The following is a 23,174-nucleotide window of genomic DNA, read 5'->3' as shown; positions in this document are numbered from 1 at the left end:
GTGGTTCACAGCTAGACGGGATTGCAGGGGCGGTTCAGGCGGCTTACTCGACGTTTGCGGTTCCGGCAACCATGAGGATCTGCATCGAAACCACAATTGTGGCGACTCCGATCGTCAAAGCAGTCTCTTGGCCCGCAGACCAGTTGCGAAGGTCGCCAATGGCATCACCAAGGTCAAATCCTGGCCTTGGAGGCTCTCGGCACCATAGCTGGCAAACAACCGTGCTGCCCGCTCGTTCTTGGCGTCGATGATGAGCAGGATGCCGCCGCCCTCACCTGCAAGCCGCAGGCAGCGCAACGCTGCGGCGGCTAGCAGCTGACCTCCGAGCCCTTGCCCGGCGACGGCGCGGGCGGTCGCAAGCCGGGCAAGCTTGAAGCCGGAAACCTCGGGTCGCGCCAAGCCTCTCGTCATGGCGTCGGGCACTGCTTTATGAGCTACAGCGGAAGGGGCGATTGTATAGAAACCGAGGAGCCGGTGCGAAGCCGCGTTGTCGATTGCACAGAAGGTCTTGGCCGCTTCTGATCGTGGCTCTGCCGCGCGAACCGCCGCAGAAATCGTTCATCTGCGCATCACCGCAACCGAAAGAAGCCCGATCGTGGCGTTTCGCAATCGACTCCTCGTGCCAGAACGGAAGCGTCACACAGTATCCGGCAAGGCAGCGATCGCCGCTCGCAACCTAGCGTTGCGTTTCGGCGGGTTCTCAAGTAGGTCAAGGATGCGTGTGAAGTCGCGGTTGGACGCCCTCGTCACCTCGGCAGCTTCGATCACGGCCTGCGCTTCGGGTACGATCTTGTCGAGGATGAAATCGGCCATGTCCTTTTGCGACAGCGCAGCTGCGCGGGCGATGATCGCCTTCTGTGCCGGTGGAATGCGTATCTGATAACGTTCGGTTTTATTGTCGGCGGATCTGGAGATAATCTGTCCTCTTTTGCACTTCTGTACACATGATATGTGTACAGAAGGCAGTAACCAACCCCTATTCGGTCCGTTACGCCTGGCAGGCGTCGAAGCTCTTCTTAAGGCGCTCGGCGTCGAGCTCGCGGCCGATGAACACCAGCCGGCTCTCGTGCTTCTCGCCGTCCTTCCAGGCGCGCTGGTGGTCGCCCTCGATGATCATGTGGACGCCCTGGATAACGTAGCGCTCGTCATCGCCCTTGAGCGCGATGATGCCCTTCAGCCGCAGGATGTTCGGGCCTTCCATCTGGGTGATCTTCTCGATCCACGGGAAGAACTTCTTCGGGTCCATCTCGCCGCCGCGCAGCGACACCGATTGCACCGTCACGTCATGGATATCGGAAGGGTGCGTGTGATGATGGTGGTCATGCCCGTCATGGTGATGATGCCCATCATGATCGTGATGGTCATGGTCATGATGATCATGGTCGTCATGCGCCTCGAGGAAGTGCGGATCGTTCTCCAGCGCTCGGGAAAGATCGAAGGCGCCACGGTCGAGCACCTCGGACAGCGCCAGGCCGGCGCGGGTGGTGCGATGAATCCTGGCCGCCGGGTTTATCGCGCGGATCGTCGCCTCGACCTTGCTCAGTTCCTCCGGCGTGACGAGATCGGTCTTGTTGAGCACGACGACATCGGCAAAGGCGATCTGGTCCTCGGCTTCGCGGGAATCCTTCAGCCGCAACGGCAGGTGCTTGGCGTCGACCAGCGCCACCACGGCGTCGAGCCTGGTCTTGGAGCGCACATCGTCGTCCATGAAGAAGGTCTGCGCCACAGGCACCGGATCGGCGAGGCCGGTCGTCTCCACCACGATGGCGTCGAAACGGCCCGGCCGGCGCATCAGCCCCTCGACAACGCGGATCAGGTCGCCGCGCACCGTGCAGCAGACGCAGCCATTGTTCATCTCGTAGATTTCCTCGTCGGATTCCACGATCAGCTCGTTGTCGATGCCGATCTCGCCGAACTCATTGACGATGACGGCGTAGCGCTTGCCGTGGTTTTCCGAAAGAATGCGGTTGAGCAGCGTCGTCTTGCCGGCGCCGAGATAGCCGGTGAGAACGGTTACGGGGATCTGCGTCGTCTGTGCATCGCTCATGTTGGGCCTCGAAAAGGATTGTTGGCTCCATATAGGATGTGCGCCGTGCTTTTGCACGCGGCAAACCGAAGGGCCAAACACCAACATTGCCGGCTTTCCCAACATCGCTGAACTTTCATTTGGCGCTGGCGGATTTCACTGCCTAGATAAGAACAAGGCAGCTTGCTCGAAAGAAACCAAAAGAGGCGCCGAATGTCCGACAAACCGTCCCCGTTGAGCCGGCGTCAGGCGCTCGGCTTCATTGCCGTCAGCGCCGGCGGCGGCGTCTTCCTTCCGGGCATCGCGCTGGCTCAGCAGGCCTCGCCCTATGCCGGGCTTGCCCTGTTCGATAGCGGTGCCGGCGTTTGCGCGATCACGCCGGAAGCGACTGAGGGGCCGTTCTATTTCGACCCGAAGCTCCAGCGCGCCGATATCACCGAAGGCAAAGCGGGCATTGCTCTCAATGTGCGGCTGCAGGTGGTCGACGCGGCCTGCCGACCGCTTGCCGGCGCGCGTGTCGACATCTGGCATTGCGACGCGCAAGGGCATTATTCAGGCTATCCGGGACAAGGCGACGGCCAGGACGTCGATACGTCAGGCCAGAGTTTTCTGCGCGGTTGGCAAAAGACCGACGAGAGCGGTATCGTCTCGTTCGCCACCATCTATCCCGGCTGGTATCGCGGCCGCACCACCCACATCCACTTCAAGGTCTTCCCCAACGATAATTCGGTGATGACCGGCCAGCTGTTTTTCCCCGATAGTCTCAGCGAGCAGATATTCACCACTGTCGCGCCTTACACCGACCGGTCCGGCAAGCGCGATACGTCGAATGCCAGGGACGGTATCGCGCGGCGCGCTGGGCCGCTGTCGCAGGCGGCGCTGCGCGAGGTGGCGGAGGCCTACCAAGCCTTGATGATCGTCGCGATGAAGGCTGGTTGAGTCTCGTCGTGTGTGGAGTGCTCCTGCTGCAAGCGTCCACCTCTACCGAAAAGTCGTTTGTCATCTAACTGAAATAAACATCTGGCATTAGCCACGGCGGACACCGCATTGCTTGCCGGCAAAGCTGTTTTGCAAAGCCGGATCTTTGATCGTCGATTGCCAACCGGGCGGCTGCCTCTATGCTGTCCGCACCGGTTCGGCCGAAGAGGGATGACCATGGCCAAGGCGGACAAGACTGCGACAATGAGCCGGCTGCATTCGGCGGCGCGGCTGGCACGTACTGCGCTGGCGGCGCGGCTTCTAGGGCACGGCTTCTATGCTGGTCAGGACCAGATCATGCTCGCGCTCGACCGTGAGGACGGGCAGACGCCCGGCAATCTTGCCGGTCGCCTCGGTGTGCGCCCGCCGACCATCACCAAGACCATCAACCGGCTGCAGGCGCAGGGCTTCCTGGAAAAGCGCGCCTCTTCCGCCGATGCCCGCCAGGCCCATATCTTTCTGACCGACACGGGCCGCGAAATCATTCATGCCATCGAGAAATCGGTGAAGAAGACCGAGAAGCAGGCGCTGAAGGGTCTCGATAAAAAGGACCAGAAGGCGCTGTTCAAGCTGCTCGCCCGCGTTGAGGCGAACCTCTCGAACGGCGAGATGGTTCTCGTCGACGATGAGATCGACGCCGACGAATGATCAGCGGCTGACGCCATCAGGCAGCGGCTGCTGACGATCCATGGACCAATGCCGACCAGCGGCCCGGCGTGACACCGAACGCTTTCTTGAAGTGTCTGTTGAAATGACTTTGGTCGCTGAACCCGGCCGCTATCGCGATCTGCGCCAGTGGCTCGCTTGCCTCGATCATGCGGCGTGCTCGTTGAAGCCGGCGCATCAAGAGAAAGCGATGCGGGCTGGTGGAGAAGGCAGCACGGAAATGCCGCGATAGGGCGTAGCGATCCAGCCCGGTGATCGCCTCCAACTCGTCGGAGCGGACGATACGGAAAACATTCTCTTCCAGATAGTCGCGCGCCAGGCTGGCCGCGCGCCATGCTGTCCTTGGGATCGGTTTCGCCTGCAGGCCTGCATGCCGTGCCAGGCTTCGCATCAGCTGCGCAATGAAGTCGGCGACAAAGAGATCGTCCAGCTTCTGGTCCAACGGCCCCAGCGCCGAAAGCAGCCTCGTGCGGAAGACAGGATCCGTCACCACGGCATCCCTGACGAAAGGCAGCGATGCGTCGATCGTATCAAGGCAGTCCAGCACGACGGACGGCTCCAGATAAAGCATCCTGTAACGCAGGCCCTCTTCGGTGCCGGGACCGCCGTCGTGCAATTCGTCGGGATGGAGCACGATAATCTGGCCGGGCAGGCTATGATGCGACGCGCCGCGATAACGGAAACTCTGGACGCCATGCAGCGTCACGCCGATGGCGTAGGTATCGTGACGATGGAGATCGAACGCGCTGCCGTGGAACCGGGCCTCGATACGCTCCATGCCGGCGGAATCGGGTGCCGAGATGACGCAGTTCTCAGCCGCGTCAACGCACAAACGTCCAAGACCTTGGAAGGCCTCGCCATCTAGACTGTGTGACATCGCTTCACTCACAAACCTCGAATGGCAAATGTCTCATGTTCGACACGAAATTTGCAATCGTGCTGCAGGACGACCTTCCCGTCTGGCAAAAGCTCAATGTCACCGCCTTCCTGACCAGCGGTATCGTTGCGCAGTATAGCGACATCATCGGCGAACCCTATCGCGACCGCGCCGGCAATATCTACAATCCGCTCTCGATCCAGCCGGTCATCGTGCTTTCGGCCGATCGCCCGACGCTCAGTGCCATCCACCGACGGGCGCTGGACCGCGGTGTGACGACCTCGCTCTACGTCGACGAAATGTTTTCGACCGGCCACGACGCGGCGAACCGCGCCGTCTTTGCCGAATTCGCACCCGACGACGCCAAGGTCGTCGGCATCGCCGTGCGTGCCGAAAAGAAGCTTGTCGACAAGATCACCAGGGGCGCCCGCATGCATCCCTAGTGCACGTAGTCGGCTGTTGTCAGCCTCCTCTGGCTTGCCGGCAAGTGACAATTGCCTCAAAGGTAGGGCTCTGCCCTGCTTCCATCCGGCCTGAAATTGAGTGCTCTCCCAAGACAAGACGAAAGCGCGACGCCTCCGGCGGCGATCCTCTGCATGCTTTCCGTCTATGTATTTTTCACCTTCCTCGACACCAGCAGCAAATATCTTGTCATGGCCGGCGTCTCGGCGCTGATCGTCGCCTGGGCTCGCTTCGCCGTCCATGTCGTGCTTGTCGGTGTCTTTCTGCGCGGATGGCGCGAGCCGGCGCGCTTTCGCGCCAACAATCTGCCGGCGCATATCCTGCGCGGCGCCTTCCTGTTCGGATCGACCATTTGCAACGTCATGGCGCTGCGAACCTTGCAGCTGGCCGAAACCACATCGATCTATTTCTTCGCGCCGATGGTGATCACAGCAATCGCCGGTCCTTTGCTCGGTGAATGGGCTGGCTGGCGGCGCTGGCTGGCAATCCTGAGCGGCTTCGTCGGCGTCCTCATCATCACCCGGCCAGGCGTTGGCGTCTTTGGCGTCGGCCATCTCTTCGCGCTCGGCTCGATGCTGTCGAACTGTTTTTACGTCATCATGACGCGGCGCATGTCGGCCACGGAAACCTCGGAGAGCCTGATTCTCTTTTCGGCGCTGGCGCCGGCCGTACTTCTCATGCCGATGCTGCCGTTTTCGCTTTCGCTGCCGCAGGATAGCTGGCACTGGTTCATCCTGCTGATGCTTGGCGTCTTCGGCGCAATCGGCCACTGGCTCCTGGTTCAGGCCTATCGTCTTGCCACCACCACGGCATTGGCTCCCTATCCCTATTCACAGATGATCTGGATGATCATTGCCGGCTGGATTGTCTTCAACCAGTTTCCCGACGGCTGGACGCTCGTCGGGGCGATCGTCATCGTCGCCAGCGGCCTTTATATCGTCCATCGCGAGCACCGGCTTCGCGTGCGCAACCGCGCCGCCCTCGACGTCGAGGTGGAAGCGCTGGCAAAAAAACTTTGATTTGTTCCGGAAGGGTGGCATAAGGCCGCGTTTAAACTGTTTAGATCATGATCCCGAAAGTGGCCTCCGGTTTGTCGCTGGAGATCATGGATCAGCTCTAGATCGTCGGGGGAGCGCAAGGCGCTGGCACAGAAGATCAAGCTTTCGACGATCGCGGATGCGCTCGGTGTGTCCACGGCCACGGTCTCGCTGGCTCTGCGCGACAGTCCGCTGGTTGCCGGAAACACCCGCGACCGCATCAAGGAACATGCCCGCGCCATCGGTTATATCTACAATCGCCGTGCCGCCAGCCTGCGCACCTCGCGTTCGGGCATCGTCGGCGTCGTCGTTCACGACATCATGAACCCGTTCTTCGCCGAGATACTGCGCTCGATCGAAAGCGAGCTCGATCGCAGCCGGCAGACCTTCATCCTGTCGAACCATTACGACCAGCTCGAAAAGCAGCGCACCTTCATCGACACGCTTTTGCAGCTCGGTGCCGACGGCGTCATCATGTCGCCGGCCATCGGCACGCCGCCCGAAGACATATTCATGGCCGAGGAAAACGGCCTGCCCGCGGTGCTGATCGCGCGCACCGTCGAAGGCGCCGACGTGCCGGTGTTTCGCGGCGACGATGCCTACGGCACTGGGCTTGCCACCAACCATCTGATCTCGCTCGGCCACAAGCGCATCGCCATGGTCGGCGGCACCGACCAGACCTCGACCGGCCGCGATCGCTACCAGGGCTATGTCAACGCTATGGAGGCGGCCGGGCTGGAGGTCAGGCCGTCCTGGCGCATCGCCGGTCCGCGCACCAAGCAGGCCGGCTTCGAGGCCGCCGGGCAGTTCCTTGCGCTGAAGGACAAGCCGACCGCGGCCTGCTGCTGGAACGACCTCGTCGCCATCGGCCTGATGAACGGTATTGCACGCGCCGGGCTGGTGCCGGGCATTGACATCTCCGTCACCGGCTATGACGATCTCGAGGAAGCGGCGATCGCGACGCCGGCGCTGACCACCGTGTGGAACGGCCAGCGTGAAGTCGGCCGCCGCGCAGCCAGCGCGCTGCTCGACAAGCTCAATGGGCAGATGGTGCGGCCGTCGCAGGAACTGATCAAGCCGGAACTGCATGTGCGCCAGTCGACCGGCAAACCGGTGGAGCGTGAATGACAAAAGCCGAACAGCAGCAAGCAGTCGCCATTCTGGTGCCGGGCCAATTCAATGATCATGCGGTCGGTCGCATCGACCGGACGTTCAGCCGCGTCTGGATCGAACGGGCTGATGCGTCGCTGGTCACCGACGAGCTGCGCCGGACGGTGCGCGGCATTGCCGCCTTTGGCGGGATCAACGCAGCCCTCATCGACGCGCTGCCGAACCTCGAGATCATCGCCAATTTCGGCGTCGGCTATGATTCGGTCGATGCACGTCACGCAGCACAGAGCGGTGTCATGGTCACCAACACGCCTGACGTGCTGACCGAGGAGGTCGCCGACACGGCGATCGGGCTTTTGATCAACACCATCCGCGATCTGCCGCGCGCCGAGACCTGGCTGCGCGACGGCAGTTGGGCACGCAACGGCAACTATCCGCTAAGCCGGCTGACTTTGCGCGGTCGCAGCGTTGGCATTTTCGGCATGGGCCGCATTGGTCTCGCCATTGCGCGCCGGCTAGAGGCCTTTGGGCTGCCGATCGCCTATCACAATCGGCGCCGTGTCGAAGGCCTGGCCTGCGAATACCACGGCACGCTGAAAGGCCTTGCCGAGGCGGTCGATACGCTGATCTCGGTGGCGCCCGGCGGCGCCTCGACCGAAAAGGCGGTCAACGCCGAGATCCTGTCGGTGCTTGGCCCGAATGGCGTCTTCGTCAACATCGGTCGCGGCAGCACGGTGGACGAGGCAGCTCTTGCCGCAGCCCTGGCCAATGGCACCATCGCAGCTGCCGGGCTCGACGTCTTCGCCGATGAGCCGAACGTGCCGCCGGCGCTGCTCGCCGCTCCCAACACCTCGCTTTTGCCGCATGTCGGCTCGGCTTCGGAACATACCCGCCGCGCCATGGCCGATCTGTGCGTCGACAATCTGATTTCCTGGTTTTCGGAAGGGAGGGCGCTGACGCCGGTGCCGGAAACGGAAAAGGTCAAGGCGCGCAGCTGAGTGGCACGCTTTCTTATTTGTTAACTACGGCTTAACCCTTTGAATCATTCTATATCTATCGCCAAACACCCGGAGAACGCAGATGAAAGCACTTGCTGCATTGATGGCGATGGCCGCGCTGTTCGGCAGCGTTCAGCTGTTTCACGGCGGCAGCGGCGAAGGCCGCACAGCCGCCGATGAGCTAACGCCGTCGCCCGACGACTACAGGCTGGTGGCCAATGGCGACGAAGCCTCCTGCGCGGTCAAGCGCGGCACTGAGATTTCGCATGGCCTTTCGCTGTTGACGGTCACTGCGAATTGCCGCCGGGTCTTGCCCGGCATCGAGCGCGCGAAATTCTGGCGTGAGCAGGATGACGGCACGGTCACCTTCAGCGCGAACGGCATCGACCCGATCGTCACTTTCGGCGTCGCCGACGGCGACGGTTATGAATCCTACGCGCCAGCCCTGCCGCTGCTGTCGCTGGCGGCCGGCAGCGATTGATGTTGACGTCTGACCGCTGAACTATTCCGCGGCGGCCCGCGTGCCGGATTTCGCTGCCGCGTGCAGGCGCACCGCGTCGCCGAAGGCGCGGAATATCCTTGCTGAGATGCTGTCCGACTTGACCCAGTATTCGGGATGCCACTGGACGCCGACGGCGAAAGCACGGGCGTCCCGCACCGAAACCGCCTCGACCGTGCCGTCAGTGGCGACCGCCTCTATCTGCAGCTTCGGGCCGAGCCGGTCGATGGCCTGGCGGTGCACCGAATTGACCATAATGTCGCCCGCCCCGAAGACGCCGGCGAGGCAGGTTCCAGGCTTGATCGAAATGGACTGGCGGATGGCGAAGCGTTCGTCCTGATTGTCGCTCGCCGGTGCGCGATGGTCCAGCGACCCCTCGCGCTCCTGGATTTCTGTGGCCAGCGTGCCGCCCAGCGCCACATTCATTTCCTGGATGCCGCGGCAGATGGCGAGCAGCGGCACTCCGCGCTCCACTGCCTTGCGGATCAACGGCAGCGTCGTCGCGTCGCGGGCAGGATCGTAGGGACCATTGGCCTCGCTGGCATCGCCGCCATAGAGCGAGGGATGCACATTGGACTTCGAACCGGTGACCATGACGCCGTCGACCGATGACAGGAGTTCGTCGAAATCGAGCCGGTCGCCGAAGGACGGCACCAACACCGGGAACACGCCGGCGCCCGAAAGCGCCGCCTCCAGATATTGCTGCGGAACGGCATGCCAGGTGTAGTTGTCGAACTGGCGGACGTCGGTCGATATGGCGACGAGCGGCTGCTGCATTTTTGATCCGGGTTCCATTCAGTGCAGGGACATATTCTGCCTTTAAAATAGGCGATCCGAAGGCGCTTTGCCATGACAAGTTCGGCATGTCGCATGGTCCACCGAAACGGCGTTAGACTTAAGTTGCAAGAGGTGCGTTCGCGCCGCGAATTTCGCGGAAACGCCGCCGGCAAAACCGGCTGCCATGGCTGGACTCGACTTCTTGCCCGTGTATTGTCTGCCGCGAAGCCGATCCGGGGCACAGAGCATTTCCCGAACGTCGGTCTATTGATTCAATAGGGAGGACTTCATGGATCGTCGATCATTCATCCGCAAGGCCGGCGCGACCGGTGTGGGCGCCGCGGCGGCTACAGCAGCGCTTGCCGCGCCGGCTATCGCCCAATCCAATCCGAAAGTGACATGGCGCCTGGCGTCGTCCTTCCCGAAATCTCTCGACACGATCTACGGCGGCGCCGAGGTCTTTTCCAAGATGCTTGCGGAGGCAACCGACGGCAACTTCCAGGTCCAGGTCTTCGCCGCAGGTGAACTCGTGCCCGGCCTGCAGGCCGCGGACGCCACCACCGCCGGCACCGTCGAGGCCTGCCATACGGTGGCATATTATTATTGGGGCAAGGACCCGGCATGGGCGCTGGGCGCTGCGGTTCCGTTCTCGCTCAACGCGCGCGGCATCAATGCCTGGCATTACCACGGCGGCGGCATCGACCTATTCAACGAGTTTCTCGCCACGCAGGGCCTTTTTGGCTTGCCGGGCGGCAATACCGGCGTGCAGATGGGCGGCTGGTTCCGCAAGGAGATCAACACCGTCGCCGACCTTTCGGGCCTCAAGATGCGCATCGGTGGCTTTGCCGGCAAAGTGGTGGAAAGGCTCGGCGTGGTGCCGCAGCAGATCGCCGGCGGCGACATCTATCCGGCGCTGGAAAAAGGCACCATAGACGCCGCCGAGTGGGTCGGCCCTTATGACGATGAGAAGCTCGGATTCTACAAGGTCGCGCCGAATTATTATTATCCCGGCTGGTGGGAAGGCGGGCCGACCGTCCATCTGATGTTCAACAAGGCGAAATACGAAGAGCTTTCACCGGCCTATAAGGCGCTGGTGCACACCGCCGCGCAGGCCGCCGACGCCAACATGCTGCAGAAATACGACTTTCTGAATCCGGCGGCCGTGAGGCGGCTGGTGTCCGGGGGCGCCAAATTGCGCCCGTTCAGCCCGGAAATCTTGGCAGCCTGCTTCGAAAAGGCAAACGAGGTCTATGCCGAGATGGAAGCCTCGAACGCGCCGTTCAAGAAGATCTGGGACTCGATCAAGGCGTTCCGCAAGGAGCACTATCTCTGGGCGCAGGTGGCCGAGTACAATTACGACACCTTCATGATGGTCCAGCAGCGCACCGGCAAGCTCTGACAACAGTTACGGCTCCACGCGCTCTTCGGACGCGTGGCGCCGTCACACTTCGATTTGCCGGATCAGCGCGGCACAACCAGCACCTTGACTTCGCCTGGCGCAGGCGGATTGGCGATCACCGCAGCCGCCTCCTCAAGCGTCACATGCCGTGAGATGAGCTTGTCGATCTCGATCGCACCCGAGGCGATGAGATCGGCGGCCCGGCGATGCGTAAACGGATTGAGAAACGAACCCAGGACCCTCAATTCCCGGAACAACAGGTCGAAAGGTTCGAACTCGGCCTTCATGCCTTGAGGCATCACGCCGACGACGACAACCGTACCGCCGGCTTTGGCCAGCCGCATCGATTGCTCGACTGTCTCTCTTACGCCAGCACATTCGAACACCACATCGACACCGCCTGGCATCAGGCCCGACGCACCGACGACAGTGTCGATGATATCGCAAGCGCTTGGGCCGACCGTCGCCGTTGCGCCCAATTCTTCGGCGAGGGCACGCCGCGAGGCCTGGCGCGTCGATAGGATGATTGTCGTCGCGCCGGCAAGCCTCGCCAGTTGCACGGTGAGCAGGCCGATCACGCCGCCGCCAAGCACGGCGACCGAGGAGCCGGGTCTGATCTGCGCCAGGTCCAAGCCATGCAGGCAGCAGCCAAGCGGCTCGCAGAACGCGCCATGCGTCGGCTTCAGGTCTTTCGGAAGGGAGAAGGCCTGCTTCTGGGGCAGCACGACATATTCGGCGAAGCCGCCGTCGCGGTGGATGCCGATGGCAATCAGATTATGGCAAAGGTTGATGCGACCGGCATGGCAGTGCGGACAGCTCCCGCAGGCGATGTTGGGATCGCCGGTGACGCGATCGCCGACCGAAAAGCCGGACACTCCGGTTCCAATCGCTTCGACGATCCCGGAGAATTCATGTCCGAGCGTCACCGGCGGCGTACAGGGAAATTCGCCATGGAAAAGATGCCGGTCGGTTCCGCAGACGCCGCATGCCTCGATCCGCACCAGGAGATCGTCCGGCCCGGCGGCCGGTTTGCCGACCTCGCGCAGGGCAATGCTGCCCACGCCCTCCAGCCGCACCGCTTTCATCTCTGTTGCGCCTCCGGCATCAATTGAAACTCGGTGGTTGGGACAGATCGGGTGCTGGCGCTGCTGGCTTGGCAGGCGGCGTTTCACCGAAATTCGGCGGCTGCGACAGGTCCGGTGCAGGCGCGGTCGGCGCCGTGCCGCCATCCGCCGGCGGTATGCCAAGCGGCGACAGGCCCGGCGTTTCCGGTACCTGGTAATCGATCGTGCCCGGGTCGACTGGCGTGCCCTTGTAATGCATCACCATCTGCGGGAAAGCGATGGTCAGGCCGATCATGATGACCTGGATGCAAACGAAGGGAACCGCGCCCCAATAGATCTGGCCGGTGGTCACCGGTGCGATCTGTTTGCCGGTGAGGCGATCCAGATAGGGCACCCGGGCGGCGACCGAGCGCAGGTAGAACAGCGCGAAGCCGAAGGGCGGGTGCATGAAGCTGGTCTGCATGTTGACGCCGAGCAGCACGCCGAACCAGATCAGGTCGATGCCGAGTTTGTCGGCGGCCGGCGCCAAAAGCGGCACGATAATGAAGGCGAGTTCGAAGAAGTCGAGGAAGAAGGCGAGCAGGAACACGAGGATGTTCACCCCGATCAGGAAGCCAATTTCGCCGCCCGGCAGCGATGTCAGGAGGTGTTCGACCCAGATATGGCCGTTGACGCCGTAGAAGGTGAGCGAGAACACACGCGCGCCGATCAGGATGAACAGCACGAAGGACGACAGCCGCGTCGTCGACGCCAGCGCCTGCTTGATCACGTCCAGCGACAGCCGCCCTTTCATCGCCGCCATGATCAGCGCGCCGACGGCGCCCATGGCGCCGCCCTCGGTCGGGGTGGCAATGCCGAGAAAGATGGTGCCCAGCACCAGGAAGATCAGCGCCAGCGGCGGAATCAGCACGATGATCACCTGCTGTGCCAGCCGCGACATCATGTTGATCTTCAGGCGCTGGTCGGCGATCGCCCCGACGTAGATGAAAACCACGCCGATGGTGGCGCCGAGAATGTCGGCGTTTTGGCCCTGCGACGGCGCAAGATAGCGATAGGCCGCGTAGGAAACCACGACTGCCGTCAGCAGCGCGACCAGCAACGACAGGATGCCGTGGCCGAGCGTGCGGGCCTCGAGCGGCAGGGCCGGCATCGACTTCGGCCGGACAATCGACATGATCAGGATGTAGAGCGTATAGAGGCCGGTCAGAACCAGCCCCGGGATCAGCGCGCCCGCATACATGTCGCCGACCGAGCGGCCGAGTTGGTCGGCCAGAACGATCAGCACCAGCGAGGGCGGAATGATCTGGGCGAGCGTGCCCGACGCCGCAATGACGCCGGACGCCACACGACGGTCATAGCCGTAGCGCAGCATGATCGGCAGCGAGATCAGGCCCATGGCGATGACGGAAGCAGCCACCACACCCGTGGTTGCGGCAAGCAGCGCACCGACGAAGATCACGGCATAGGCGAGGCCGCCGCGGATCGGTCCGAACAATTGGCCGATCGTATCGAGAAGGTCCTCGGCCATGCCCGATCGTTCGAGCACGATGCCCATGAACGTGAAGAACGGGATGGCCAGCAGCGTGTCGTTCGACATCACCCGGCTGCCGTAGAAATTGTCCGGCAGTGCGTGCAGCAGCGGCCAAGCGAGATTGATCGAGCCGCCCGAATAGGGCGACAGAAGGACACCGATAAAGAAGAACAGCAGGCCGTTGGCGGCGAGCGAAAACGCGACCGGGTAGCCGATCAGCAGGAAGATGACCAGCGAGGCGAACATGATCGGCGCCATGTTCTGGGCGATGAACTCGATCACGAGCGCACCTCTTCGGCGAGCGCCTTCGCTTCGAGTTCGGCCTGCTCATGGACCGATATGAATGGAGTGGGATCGTCCATGTCGCCGCGCATGATGGCTATCTTCTTGATGATCTCCGAGATGCCCTGGAGCGCCAGCAGGAAAAAGCCGACCAGCAGGATCGCCTTTGCCGGCCAGATAATCAGACCGCCGGAATTGTTCGACATTTCGCCGCTGCGAAACGACAGCGACACATAGGGAACGAAATAGATCACCATCAGCGTCACGAACGGCATCAGGAAAAAGAGGTGACCGAGAAGGTCGATCCAGTGCTGCACGCGGCGCGAGAACATGCCGTAAACGATGTCGATGCGGATATGGTCGTTCTGCTTCAGCGTGTAGGCAGCGGCCAGCATGAAGGCCGCGCCGAACAAATACCACTGCAGTTCCAGCCAGGCGTTCGACGACATGTCGAACGTCTTGCGGATGACCGCATTGGCGGCGCTGACCAGGATTGCCAGCAGGATCAGCCACGACACCCATCTGCCGATGAATTCGTTCACACGGTCAATGGTTCTGGATAGAGCGAGAAGCCCTGCCATGCATTCCTCCCTTTACGCATCGGCCCGAAATCGGTGTCGATTTTCGGAAAGCACGTTGCGTGCTTCAAAGTATCAGCGGCGCGCCAACCCGCTTGTTTTCCGCCGCTTCGATGTGGCCCAACGGTATGCCGTGCGTGGCTCGGCGGGTCAACACAGGGCAGACCGAGTAAAACAATCTTGTGAGGTGAGGAAGGGTCTTGTGAGATGAGGAAGGGGCCAAACAGCGCCTGACGCAGCGCATGACCCCGAAAATGGGAATCGATTTTCGCTGGGATCATGCGCGAAATCAAAGTGCTACAGCGTCCTTTGCGCGTCCGAGAGGACGCGCGCGCTGTAGACGTCATGCAACCAAAGTCTACCCAGGCTTGGTACAGTCAGGCGATCTTGCCCTGATCGCGGCCGGTGCCGATCAGCACCAGCATGGCGACGAGGAACAGATACATCCAGCCATCGCGCCATTCGAGCGGAAAATAGCCGGCCCACAGCGATTCGGCCATGCCGAAAGCCGCAGCGCCAAGTGCTGCCCGCAACGGCGAGAGATAGCCGCCCACCGCCGTCACAAACAGGATTTTCAGCCCGTAGACCAACCCTGTGCCGAAGCTGATGTTGCCGTAGTAGAAGGCGGCGAGCACGCCGGCCAGTGCCGCGCAAAGGCCGCCGAAAAGCACCGCACGCCGAAGCACCGCGCGAACATCGACGCCGCACATCGCTGCCGCCCTGGGATCGTCGGACACGGCGCGCCAGCGCCGGCCGAAGCTTGATTGGGCAAACGCCCAGGCGGCGAGCCCGATAGTTGCCGCGACGACAGCGCAGTCGAGCAACTGGATAAGCGTCAGCGTGGCATTGAAATTGGCCCCTCGCGCAAAAATGATGGGCTGGGCCAGCATTGGCGGCAGCCACAGATCATGGGTGTCGGCGGCGATACGGCTGGCTTCCGACAGGGCCAGCAATATGCCGAGCGTCGTCACCACGATGGCGTTGGGCGAGCGGTCGGCCAACGGTTCGAAGATGCTTCGCGACAAGACACGGCTGAGCAGCGCCGCATAAAGGAACGCCGCAGCTACGCCGAGCGCGACGGATGCAAACAGCGTCAGCCACAGCACCTGATAGCCGAACGCCGCGGTGAGGATCATCGTATGCCCGCAAAAGGCGAACAGCGCCCCATAGGCAAGATTGGTGCGGTGCAGGATGCCGTTGGTCAGCACGTAGCCGAAGGCAAGCAATGCGTAGAGCGCGCCCGAATGCAGCCCGTTCAGAACCTGCTGGAAGAAATAGAGCATGCAATGTCCTCGATGCATGCCCCGCAATCGGGGCGCAGCGGTTTGGGACGAACGACGTTCTCAAGACAAGGCGATGGCGATCGCCTCCGTGACGAGCGTTGCACCCGGAATCTAACTTGTCAAATGCGATTTATCGGTTAGATTCGTCATATGGTAGTAGCCTGGACTCCGCACCGCTTCACCGGTGGCATGCTTGCGCTCGACACGGCGAACACCGTCGTCTTGCGGAACGATCCGGAGAAAACCTTCGACCGGCTCAAAGATCCGGCGGAGATCGCCCGCTTTGCCGAAGCGGCGAGCGGGTTTCGCGCCGCCGAGCTCGGCGGCAGGCCGCTCGTAGCGCCGGCGCCTGAAAAGATCGCGCCGGTGGTGCTGTCGATCAGGGAGACGACCGATCGGCTGTTTCGCCGCGCGGTTTCGAAAGGTGCGATCACTACCGGAGACATGCCTGAATTCCTTGAAGCCTGCGCCGACGGACTCGCCCAAAGCCGCACCGAAATCGGGAGGCCCGGAAAACCGTTCGGCAATCCGGCGACGCCGATTGCCTTCGAGGCGGCGCTTGCGGTCTCGGCGCTGTCGCTGCTGCGCGGCGACACAATCGCCAGGCTGAGGATATGTCCGAATTGCAGCTGGCTGTTTGTCGACAAAAGCCGCAATTCCAGCCGCCTCTGGTGCGACATGGCGGTGTGCGGCAACCGACAGAAGGCAAACCGATACTATCGCCGCCGGACCGCGGCGAGGGAGATCACCAATGTCTAAAAGATACTCGCGCGCGATGATTGTCGTCGCGGCGTTGTTCGCGGTGGCCGCGCTCGGCGCCTGCCGTGACTCCGGCAAGGACCAGCTGTTCGCCATTTCCGGGAAGCTGTTCGAGTTCAACTACCGGCTGGGCATCGCCACCTATGTCATCACCCTCAATCCGTTGCGGCCGGTGGGTGAGGGACAGGTCGCCGTGGTCTCCTTCCAGAACCCGGCCGGTGGTGATCCGATCATCGTCACCCAGAAAATATGGCCGAAGCTGCCGCATGTAACGCTGACCAGCCCGCCGCTCACCTGCGTCGTAAAGGACAAGCCCTATACCGTGTCGATCCGCATCGAGGATCGCAGCGGCAAATTGCTGCAGAGTTTCGAGACGACACTGACGTCCTCGCTCGACCAGTCGGTCCTGCCCGACCGGCCTCTCGTGGTCGGGCCAGTCTACGAGCTCAACAAGGACCTGGCCGGCCATGTCGACGGCAAGCTGCCCGGCGAACCGAAGCCCAGTTGCCCAAAGGCTGCATGATGCGTCACCAGCGGCACTGACCGCCGCCGGAATTTTCGTGCTCGGCCATCCTCCCCGACAGACGTTTCGTGGCGCCACACGGCCGCGCACGGATCATTTGTTGCGCCTCGTCTGGCATCTTCGATTTTGTTTGACCTGCCCGGCAAGGGGAGAAACACTGCAGCATCCGACTCCGACGTTGGCTGTGCTCGAAGTGTGGCCTCCGCAGAGGGAAATGCCTGATGACGCTGTATGATGTCGCGCTCGACGACAAGTTCGACCTGGGGAAGGAGCGCATCTTCCTTTCCGGCGCGCAGGCGGTCATCCGCATGCTGCTGATGCAGCGCGCGCGCGACCGCCGGGCTGGCCTGAACACCGCCGGCTTCGTCTCCGGCTATCGCGGCTCGCCGCTCGGCGGCCTCGACATGCAGCTTTGGAAGGCCAGGAAGCAGCTCGCCCAGTCGGACATCGTCTTCCAGCCCGGCCTCAACGAGGAACTCGCGGCCACGGCCTGCTGGGGATCGCAGCAGGCCGAGTTGCTGGGCGAGGGCACGCATGACGGCGTCTTTTCGGTCTGGTACGGCAAGGGACCGGGCGTCGACCGGTCCGGCGACGTGTTCCGCCATGCCAACCTGGCCGGCTCGTCTAGATATGGCGGCGTGCTTGCCCTGATGGGCGACGACCACATGGCCGAATCCTCAACCAACGCGCACGCCACCGAATTCCTGTTCGTCGACACTATGGTGCCGATCCTCAATCCGGCGGGGGTCCAGGAGATCATCGACTATGGGCTCTACGGCTTTGCCATGTCGCGTTTCGCCGGCACCTGGGCAGCGATCAAATGCGTCAAGGACAACATCGAGTCGACGGCTTCGGTCGATGCCGCACTCGACCGGCTTGATATCGTCGCCCCGGACTTCGACATGCCGCCCGGCGGCCTCAACATTCGCAACGAGATCGACATGCTCGGCCAGGAGGAGCGGCTGCATGAATACAAGCGCGCCGCCGCTTCGGCCTTCATCCATGCCAACGGGCTGAACCGGATCGTCTATTCCGGCGGCAGCAGCCCGAAGCTTGGCATCGTCACCATCGGCAAGAGCTATCTCGACGTTCGCCAGGCGCTGGAGGACATCGGCGTCGACGAAACTGCCGCCAACCGCATCGGGATCAGGCTGTTCAAGATCGGTTGCCCGTGGCCGCTCGACCTGCAGCACATCGCCGATTTCGCTCGCGGCCTCGACGCCATCGTCGTCGTCGAGGAGAAACGCTCGCTGATCGAGGTGCAACTGCGCGAGAACCTTTACGGCACCGCCATGCAGCCGGTCATCGTCGGCAAGAAGGACGAGCGCGGCGACGGGCTGTTCCCGGCCAAGGGCGCGCTCGACCCCAATGACATCGCCATAGCGCTCGGCGAGAGAATTTTGCGAACGATCGGTCCGTCGGACGAGATTGCCGCGCGAGTGGCAAAACTTCGCCAATTCCAGGCGATGCTCGCCGACACGTCAGACATCGCCTCGCGCACGCCCTTCTTCTGCTCCGGCTGCCCACACAATTCCTCGACCAAGGTGCCCGACGGCTCGCTCGCCGCCGCCGGCATCGGCTGCCATTTCATGGCGCTGTGGATGGACCGCAACACCGTTGGTTTCACCGCCATGGGCGGCGAGGGCGCGCAATGGGTCGGCCAGGCGCCGTTCTCGAAGCGCGACCACATCTTCCAGAATCTCGGCGACGGCACCTACAACCACTCTGGTGCGCTGGCGATCCGCTTTGCATTGTCGACCGACGCCAACATCACCTACAAGATCCTCTACAACGACGCCGTCGCCATGACCGGAGGCCAGCCGCACGAGGGTGGCCTGACCGTGGACATGATCGCTAGGCAGGTGCGGGCCGAGGGCGTCGAGCATATCGCTATCGTCACCGACGAGCCGGACAAATATACCGGTAAGGTCGAATTCCCCGCCGGCGCCACCATCCATCACCGCGACGATCTGGACCTCGTCCAGCGCGAATTGCGCGCCGTCAAGGGCACATCCGTGCTGATCTACGACCAGACCTGCGCCGCCGAAAAGCGCCGCCGCCGCAAGCGCGGCACATTCCCCGATCCCGACAAGCGCGTCTTCATCAACGAACTGGTCTGCGAAGGCTGCGGCGATTGCGGGGTGCAGTCGAATTGCGTGTCGATCCAGCCGGTCGAGACTGAATTCGGCCGCAAGCGCAGGATCGACCAGTCGAGCTGCAACAAGGATTTCTCCTGCGTCAACGGCTTCTGCCCGTCCTTCGTCACCGTGCATGGCGCCAAGATCAGGAAGGCCGAGGGTATGGCGGGCACGACCGATCCGCTCGACGGCGTGCCCGCGCCCGCTGAATTTCCGCTCGGCGAACAGGGCTGGGCGGCGATCATCGACGGCGTCGGCGGCACCGGCGTCGTCACCATCGGCGCGGTGCTCGGCATGGCGGCCCATCTCGAAGACAAGGGCTGCGGCATGATCGACATGGCCGGCCTTGCCCAGAAGGGCGGCTCGGTGTTCACCCATGTCCGCATCGCGCGCAGCCCGGGCGATATCCACACCATCCGCGTTTCGGCGGGGAAGGCAGACCTTGTGCTCGGCTGCGACCTCGTCGTGTCGGGCGCTCAAAAGGTGCTCGCCGCGGTGCGTGAGGGCCACACGATCTTCCTCGCCAACACCGCCGAGATCATGCCCGGTGAGTTTACCCGGTCGGCGGATTTCTCGCTGCCTGTCGAGCGGCTGAAAAAGGCGATCCGCACTGCCGCCGGCGACGACAAGGCGCATTTCTTCGACGCCACCCGCACCGCCACAGCGCTGTTCGGCAGTTCGCTCGGCGCCAACATGTTCATGCTCGGCTTCGCCTTCCAGCATGGCGGCTTGCCGCTGTCGGCCGAGGCAGTCGAAAAGGCGATCGAACTCAACGGCCAGGCCGTGGCGATGAACGTCTCAGCCTTCCGCTGGGGCCGCCGCGCCGCCCACCAGCCGGATTTCGTGCGCGGCCTCGTTGCCCAGCCGGGCACGGCTGCACAGAACGCCGCTGTCGTCGAAACGCTGGACGACATTATCGCCCGCCGCGTCGCCTTCCTCACCGCTTATCAGAACGCTGCCTATGCCACGCGCTACGCCGACAGACTGGCCGCGCTGCGCAAGGCCGAAGCCAGGGCGATGCCCGGTTCGACTGATGTGACCGAGGCCGCTGCGAGGAACCTGTTCAAGCTGATGGCGATCAAGGACGAATACGAGGTGGCGAGGCTTTACACCGACGGCTCCTTCGCCGCCGAGCTGGGCAAGCAGTTCCAGAGCTACGACAAGCTCGAATTCCATCTAGCGTCGCCGATGATGGGCAGGCGCGGCAAGGACGGCAAGCCGAGGAAGTCGAGTTTCGGTCCCTGGATGATAGAGGGGTTCCGCCTGCTGGCAGCGATGAAAGGCTTGCGCGGCACGGTCTTCGATGTGTTCGGCTACAGCTCCGAAAGGCGTATGGAACGGCAGCTTCTTGCGCAGTACGAGGCCGATCTGGAGCTTGTCGCCAGCGCGCTGGCGGCAGGCAAGGTCGAGGCTGCGGCCGCGCTTGCCTCGGTGCCGGCGCTCATTCGCGGCTATGGTCACGTCAGGCAGGCCAGTGCCGAAAAGGCCGCTGGCGAACGCCTAAGGCTGCTCGATCGCCTGGCAAAAATACCCGTTCGGCCGGAACTCCAGGCCGCCGAGTAATCGATATGCCTTGTTTGTTTGAAGGGTAGCTTCCCGGCGCCAACCGACTGACGGCAAAGCCCGGAACGGCCTCTCTAAATCTTTCTTAAGGCGAATGTGACACAGCTTGGCTCCCCAGGGTTGGGATTCAGGCGTGAATCTGAAAAGAAAAAACGAGGTTCCGGTCGACGTCTATATCCCGTTCGTGGAAACTCTGTTTCGCGACGGGGTGACGCTTTCGATCGGCATTCTCGCGCAAACCTTCCTGATCGGCCTTGTCTGGTGGAAGAACGGCGATCCGCGTTACCTGGTTGTTGCGATCGCGATGGTTCTCGTCGGCATATTCCGCATGAGAAATTTCCAAAAATACAACAGCTTGCCCTCACCAACGACCTGGGAGGAAGCGCACAAGCGCGAAAACGACTATATACTCTACGGCTCAATGCATGGGCTTACGCTCGGGGCTTTTTGCCTGCTCGGCATCTACTTTGCGCGCGACGATTTCGCCGAGATCGCCTCCGTCTGCCTGACGCTGGCGACCGCGACCTCCATTGCCGGCCGCAACTACGGCTCGCCGCGCATGGTGACCATCCTGACCCTTGCATTGACCTGGCCCATCTCGCTAGGCTTCCTGCTGCGCGGCGATATCTATCATGTCCTCCTTGGCCTGCTGTCAGCGCCGTTCCTGTTCGCGATCCGCAAATTCGCCAATACGGTGCGCGATGTGCTTTTTGCGGCGGTGTCGGAGGAGAAGAAGGCGAACCGCCTTGCCCAGCGCTTCAATCGGGCGTTGAACACCATGTCGCATGGCCTTGTCATGCTCGGCCCCGACGGCCGGGTGGCGGTGGCCAATGCCGAAGCCGCGCATCTGATGTCGCTCAAATCGCCCGACGCGCTGCTCGGGCGATCGATTCACGGTCTGCTGATGCGCGGCGTTGCCGGCGGCATGCTGGCGCCGAAGGACTGCCGCTACATCGAAGCCCAGCTTACGCGCGCCCTGCGCGAGGGCCGCGACCGCAAGGTTCTCGTCTCGCTCGCGAACGGTCAGCACTATGAGTTCTCGGCGCGTGAAGGCAGCCAGGAACTGGGGGTCATCACCTTCGAGGATGTGACGGCCCGCGTTGAGGCGGAAGACAAGATCCGCTTCATGGCGCGCTATGACAACCTCACCGGCCTGCCCAACCGCGCCTATTTCCACGAGCTGATCGGAGAGGCCATGGCATCCGGTGACCTCGAGCGTCTCTGCGGGCTCGCTGTGCTCGACCTCGACGACTTCAAGAGCGTCAACGACACGCTTGGCCACCCGGTTGGCGACGGATTGATCTACGCCGTCGCTGAACGGCTGGCGGCGGTCGCCGGACCAGGCGTCACCGTCAGCCGTTTCGGCGGCGATGAGTTCATGATCTTCTTCGACCGCGTCGAGGACGAGAGCCATCTGTCCAGCCAAATCGACGAGATTTTCATTGAGCTGCAGGGCGAGGTCGACGTCGCCGGCCATGGGTTGCGCATCCAGGCCAGCGGTGGCGCGGTGCTGTCGAGGGTCAGGGATACCGATGTCGACGCCATGATCGTCAAGGCGGACCTCGCGCTCCACAAGGCCAAGGAACTCGGCAAGAATACTTGGCGGTTGTTCGAGGCGTCGATGGAGGTCGCTTTCCGCAACCGTCAGCTGATGAAGGCGGATCTGCGCACCGCGGTAGAAAGCAAGGGGTTGCGGGTGGTCTACCAGCCAATCGTGGCGATGAGCACGATGCGCATAGCCAGCTGCGAGGCGCTGTGCCGTTGGGACCACCCCGATCTCGGACCAATTTCGCCCAGCATCTTCATTCCGCTGGCGGAAGAAATGGGCATCATTTCCGAGGTCAGCACCTTCGTCCTGCATGCGGCGTGCACCGAATGCGCCAAATGGCCCGCACAGACCAGTGTCTCGGTCAATCTCTCGGCCAAGGACTTCCGCAACCGCGACGTTATCGAGAAGGTTCGCCATGCGCTCGCCAGTTCCGGTCTCGCCGCCGGCCGACTGGAGATCGAGGTCACCGAGACGGCACTGCTCGACGACAAGTCGCTGACGCGTCAGTATATCGAGGAATTGAAGCGGCTTGGCGTGCGCATCGCGCTCGATGATTTCGGCACCGGCTATTCAAGCCTCAGCTATCTCCACAAACTTCCGCTCGACAAGATCAAAATCGACCGTTCGTTCCTGATGGACGTTACCCAGAACAGCCGTTCGCTCGAACTGCTCAAGGGCATCGTCAACCTGTCACGGCCACTGGGACTTTCGGTGACTGTCGAGGGCGTCGAGACTTTCGAGCAGCTCAAGATCCTGGCCTTGCAGGTCAAGCCGGACCTGGTTCAGGGATTCCTGTTCGGCTCGGCGCTAAGCGCGTCCGGTATTGAGACCATGTCGAGCACGGTCTGGCCCTTCGCCAAGGACATCAAGACGGCCAGGAAGGCCACGCATCGCTGATTTTCAGGGAAGAAATCTCGTACTTTGGTATAATTTTTACTTCATTAACCTTAATAGCTGGTAAACGATCTCTATCTTGTTTTCATCTTTACATCTTACGACCCTGCCGTAGTGTTGATCGCGGCGGCAGTTCCGGGGATTGAGTTTATGGTTGTTGAGTTGATTTCGCCTCGCCAGG

The 23,174-nt window shown here is 62.4% G+C and carries 20 protein-coding genes and 1 pseudogene; 12 read left to right on the top strand and 9 right to left on the bottom strand.

Going from position 1 to position 23,174, the window contains the following annotated elements; genetic code table 11:
* Window positions 1-114: 114 nt before the first annotated feature.
* From A9K68_RS01445 to A9K68_RS01435, 3 genes and pseudogenes are all read right to left on the bottom strand, one after another.
* Window positions 115-640, bottom strand: a pseudogene (locus tag A9K68_RS01445) (GNAT family N-acetyltransferase).
* Window positions 637-915, bottom strand: a complete 279-nt coding sequence (locus tag A9K68_RS01440; protein ID WP_065006089.1) for a DUF1778 domain-containing protein — start codon at window positions 913-915, stop codon at window positions 637-639. The pseudogene A9K68_RS01445 and the gene A9K68_RS01440 overlap by 4 nt, the downstream one beginning before the upstream one ends.
* A 73-nt stretch (window positions 916-988) precedes the next feature.
* The gene (locus tag A9K68_RS01435; RefSeq protein ID WP_065006088.1) at window positions 989-2,047 is read right to left on the bottom strand and encodes a GTP-binding protein; all 1,059 of its coding nucleotides are present in this window, start codon (window positions 2,045-2,047) and stop codon (window positions 989-991) included.
* Window positions 2,048-2,239: 192 nt separating this feature from the next.
* Here A9K68_RS01435 and A9K68_RS01430 point away from each other — a divergent pair, with 192 nt between their 5' ends.
* Complete coding sequence (locus A9K68_RS01430) at window positions 2,240-2,965, top strand: intradiol ring-cleavage dioxygenase (RefSeq protein ID WP_065006087.1); 726 nt, start codon at window positions 2,240-2,242, stop codon at window positions 2,963-2,965.
* Window positions 2,966-3,181: 216 nt separating this feature from the next.
* Entirely contained in the window at window positions 3,182-3,652 is a 471-nt protein-coding gene (locus A9K68_RS01425) for a MarR family winged helix-turn-helix transcriptional regulator (RefSeq protein ID WP_036267548.1), read from the top strand.
* Window positions 3,653-3,668: 16 nt separating this feature from the next.
* On the opposite strand, the gene A9K68_RS01420 is transcribed toward A9K68_RS01425, so the two are convergent.
* Entirely contained in the window at window positions 3,669-4,547 is an 879-nt protein-coding gene (locus A9K68_RS01420) for an AraC family transcriptional regulator (RefSeq protein WP_065006086.1), read from the bottom strand.
* A 35-nt stretch (window positions 4,548-4,582) separates the two neighbouring features.
* Between A9K68_RS01420 and A9K68_RS01415 the strand changes: the two genes are divergently transcribed.
* The 5 genes from A9K68_RS01415 (at window position 4,583) to A9K68_RS01395 (ending at window position 8,635) form a co-directional block, all read left to right on the top strand.
* Window positions 4,583-4,990, top strand: coding sequence for a DUF2000 family protein (locus A9K68_RS01415; RefSeq protein WP_065006085.1), 408 nt, complete (start codon window positions 4,583-4,585; stop codon window positions 4,988-4,990).
* Window positions 4,991-5,143: 153 nt separating this feature from the next.
* Complete coding sequence (locus tag A9K68_RS01410) at window positions 5,144-6,028, top strand: DMT family transporter (protein WP_065006084.1); 885 nt, start codon at window positions 5,144-5,146, stop codon at window positions 6,026-6,028.
* A gap of 123 nt (window positions 6,029-6,151) precedes the next feature.
* Window positions 6,152-7,174, top strand: coding sequence for a LacI family DNA-binding transcriptional regulator (locus A9K68_RS01405; RefSeq protein WP_082982104.1), 1,023 nt, complete (start codon window positions 6,152-6,154; stop codon window positions 7,172-7,174).
* Complete coding sequence (locus A9K68_RS01400; RefSeq protein WP_065006082.1) at window positions 7,171-8,154, top strand: 2-hydroxyacid dehydrogenase; 984 nt, start codon at window positions 7,171-7,173, stop codon at window positions 8,152-8,154. Before A9K68_RS01405 ends, A9K68_RS01400 begins: the two co-directional genes overlap by 4 nt.
* 82 nt (window positions 8,155-8,236) lie before the next feature.
* On the top strand, window positions 8,237-8,635 hold the full coding sequence (locus tag A9K68_RS01395) for a hypothetical protein (protein ID WP_065006081.1): 399 nt from the start codon (window positions 8,237-8,239) through the stop codon (window positions 8,633-8,635).
* 21 nt (window positions 8,636-8,656) lie between these two features.
* Here the strand turns inward: A9K68_RS01395 and A9K68_RS01390 are convergent, their stop codons facing one another.
* On the bottom strand, window positions 8,657-9,430 hold the full coding sequence (locus tag A9K68_RS01390; protein WP_065006164.1) for a gamma-glutamyl-gamma-aminobutyrate hydrolase family protein: 774 nt from the start codon (window positions 9,428-9,430) through the stop codon (window positions 8,657-8,659).
* Window positions 9,431-9,719: 289 nt separating this feature from the next.
* On the opposite strand from A9K68_RS01390, the gene A9K68_RS01385 reads away from it, so the two are divergent.
* On the top strand, window positions 9,720-10,829 hold the full coding sequence (locus A9K68_RS01385; RefSeq protein WP_065006080.1) for a TRAP transporter substrate-binding protein: 1,110 nt from the start codon (window positions 9,720-9,722) through the stop codon (window positions 10,827-10,829).
* A 62-nt stretch (window positions 10,830-10,891) separates the two neighbouring features.
* On the opposite strand, the gene A9K68_RS01380 is transcribed toward A9K68_RS01385, so the two are convergent.
* The 4 genes from A9K68_RS01380 to A9K68_RS01365 all read right to left on the bottom strand — a co-directional run bounded on the left by A9K68_RS01380 (window position 10,892) and on the right by A9K68_RS01365 (window position 15,567).
* Window positions 10,892-11,914, bottom strand: coding sequence for a zinc-dependent alcohol dehydrogenase family protein (locus tag A9K68_RS01380; protein WP_065006079.1), 1,023 nt, complete (start codon window positions 11,912-11,914; stop codon window positions 10,892-10,894).
* A 19-nt stretch (window positions 11,915-11,933) separates the two neighbouring features.
* Window positions 11,934-13,706, bottom strand: a complete 1,773-nt coding sequence (locus A9K68_RS01375; protein WP_203546876.1) for a TRAP transporter large permease subunit — start codon at window positions 13,704-13,706, stop codon at window positions 11,934-11,936.
* Window positions 13,703-14,287 carry a TRAP transporter small permease subunit gene (locus A9K68_RS01370; protein WP_065006078.1) on the bottom strand — a complete coding sequence of 195 codons (585 nt, stop codon included), beginning with the start codon at window positions 14,285-14,287 and terminating at the stop codon, window positions 13,703-13,705. Before A9K68_RS01370 ends, A9K68_RS01375 begins: the two co-directional genes overlap by 4 nt.
* A gap of 374 nt (window positions 14,288-14,661) precedes the next feature.
* Window positions 14,662-15,567 carry a branched-chain amino acid ABC transporter permease gene (locus A9K68_RS01365; protein ID WP_065006077.1) on the bottom strand — a complete coding sequence of 302 codons (906 nt, stop codon included), beginning with the start codon at window positions 15,565-15,567 and terminating at the stop codon, window positions 14,662-14,664.
* A gap of 150 nt (window positions 15,568-15,717) precedes the next feature.
* Between A9K68_RS01365 and A9K68_RS01360 the strand changes: the two genes are divergently transcribed.
* The 4 genes from A9K68_RS01360 to A9K68_RS01345 all read left to right on the top strand — a co-directional run bounded on the left by A9K68_RS01360 (window position 15,718) and on the right by A9K68_RS01345 (window position 22,996).
* Entirely contained in the window at window positions 15,718-16,326 is a 609-nt protein-coding gene (locus A9K68_RS01360; protein ID WP_065006076.1) for a CGNR zinc finger domain-containing protein, read from the top strand.
* Window positions 16,319-16,849, top strand: coding sequence for a hypothetical protein (locus A9K68_RS01355; RefSeq protein WP_065006075.1), 531 nt, complete (start codon window positions 16,319-16,321; stop codon window positions 16,847-16,849). The genes A9K68_RS01360 and A9K68_RS01355 overlap by 8 nt, the downstream gene beginning before the upstream one ends.
* 221 nt (window positions 16,850-17,070) lie before the next feature.
* Window positions 17,071-20,550 carry an indolepyruvate ferredoxin oxidoreductase family protein gene (locus tag A9K68_RS01350; protein ID WP_065006074.1) on the top strand — a complete coding sequence of 1,160 codons (3,480 nt, stop codon included), beginning with the start codon at window positions 17,071-17,073 and terminating at the stop codon, window positions 20,548-20,550.
* Between the two features lie 133 nt (window positions 20,551-20,683).
* Window positions 20,684-22,996, top strand: coding sequence for an EAL domain-containing protein (locus A9K68_RS01345; protein WP_065006073.1), 2,313 nt, complete (start codon window positions 20,684-20,686; stop codon window positions 22,994-22,996).
* Window positions 22,997-23,174: the final 178 nt, after the last annotated feature.

The sequence above is a fragment of the Mesorhizobium sp. AA22 genome (assembly GCF_001672375.2).
Classification (GTDB): Bacteria; Pseudomonadota; Alphaproteobacteria; order Rhizobiales; family Rhizobiaceae; genus Mesorhizobium; species Mesorhizobium wenxiniae.
Note: the sequence above shows the minus strand (reverse complement) of the source record. Positions and strands in the feature narration are given on the sequence as shown.

Coding starts and splice junctions, on each gene's coding strand:
- A9K68_RS01435 (WP_065006088.1), bottom strand. CDS start 2,047: ATGAGCGATGCACAGACGACGCAGATCCCCGTAACCGTTCTCACCGGC.
- A9K68_RS01430 (WP_065006087.1), top strand. CDS start 2,240: ATGTCCGACAAACCGTCCCCGTTGAGCCGGCGTCAGGCGCTCGGCTTC.
- A9K68_RS01425 (WP_036267548.1), top strand. CDS start 3,182: ATGGCCAAGGCGGACAAGACTGCGACAATGAGCCGGCTGCATTCGGCG.
- A9K68_RS01420 (WP_065006086.1), bottom strand. CDS start 4,547: ATGTCACACAGTCTAGATGGCGAGGCCTTCCAAGGTCTTGGACGTTTG.
- A9K68_RS01415 (WP_065006085.1), top strand. CDS start 4,583: ATGTTCGACACGAAATTTGCAATCGTGCTGCAGGACGACCTTCCCGTC.
- A9K68_RS01410 (WP_065006084.1), top strand. CDS start 5,144: ATGCTTTCCGTCTATGTATTTTTCACCTTCCTCGACACCAGCAGCAAA.
- A9K68_RS01400 (WP_065006082.1), top strand. CDS start 7,171: ATGACAAAAGCCGAACAGCAGCAAGCAGTCGCCATTCTGGTGCCGGGC.
- A9K68_RS01395 (WP_065006081.1), top strand. CDS start 8,237: ATGAAAGCACTTGCTGCATTGATGGCGATGGCCGCGCTGTTCGGCAGC.
- A9K68_RS01390 (WP_065006164.1), bottom strand. CDS start 9,430: ATGCAGCAGCCGCTCGTCGCCATATCGACCGACGTCCGCCAGTTCGAC.
- A9K68_RS01385 (WP_065006080.1), top strand. CDS start 9,720: ATGGATCGTCGATCATTCATCCGCAAGGCCGGCGCGACCGGTGTGGGC.
- A9K68_RS01380 (WP_065006079.1), bottom strand. CDS start 11,914: ATGAAAGCGGTGCGGCTGGAGGGCGTGGGCAGCATTGCCCTGCGCGAG.
- A9K68_RS01370 (WP_065006078.1), bottom strand. CDS start 14,287: ATGGCAGGGCTTCTCGCTCTATCCAGAACCATTGACCGTGTGAACGAA.
- A9K68_RS01365 (WP_065006077.1), bottom strand. CDS start 15,567: ATGCTCTATTTCTTCCAGCAGGTTCTGAACGGGCTGCATTCGGGCGCG.
- A9K68_RS01360 (WP_065006076.1), top strand. CDS start 15,718: ATGGTAGTAGCCTGGACTCCGCACCGCTTCACCGGTGGCATGCTTGCG.
- A9K68_RS01355 (WP_065006075.1), top strand. CDS start 16,319: ATGTCTAAAAGATACTCGCGCGCGATGATTGTCGTCGCGGCGTTGTTC.
- A9K68_RS01350 (WP_065006074.1), top strand. CDS start 17,071: ATGACGCTGTATGATGTCGCGCTCGACGACAAGTTCGACCTGGGGAAG.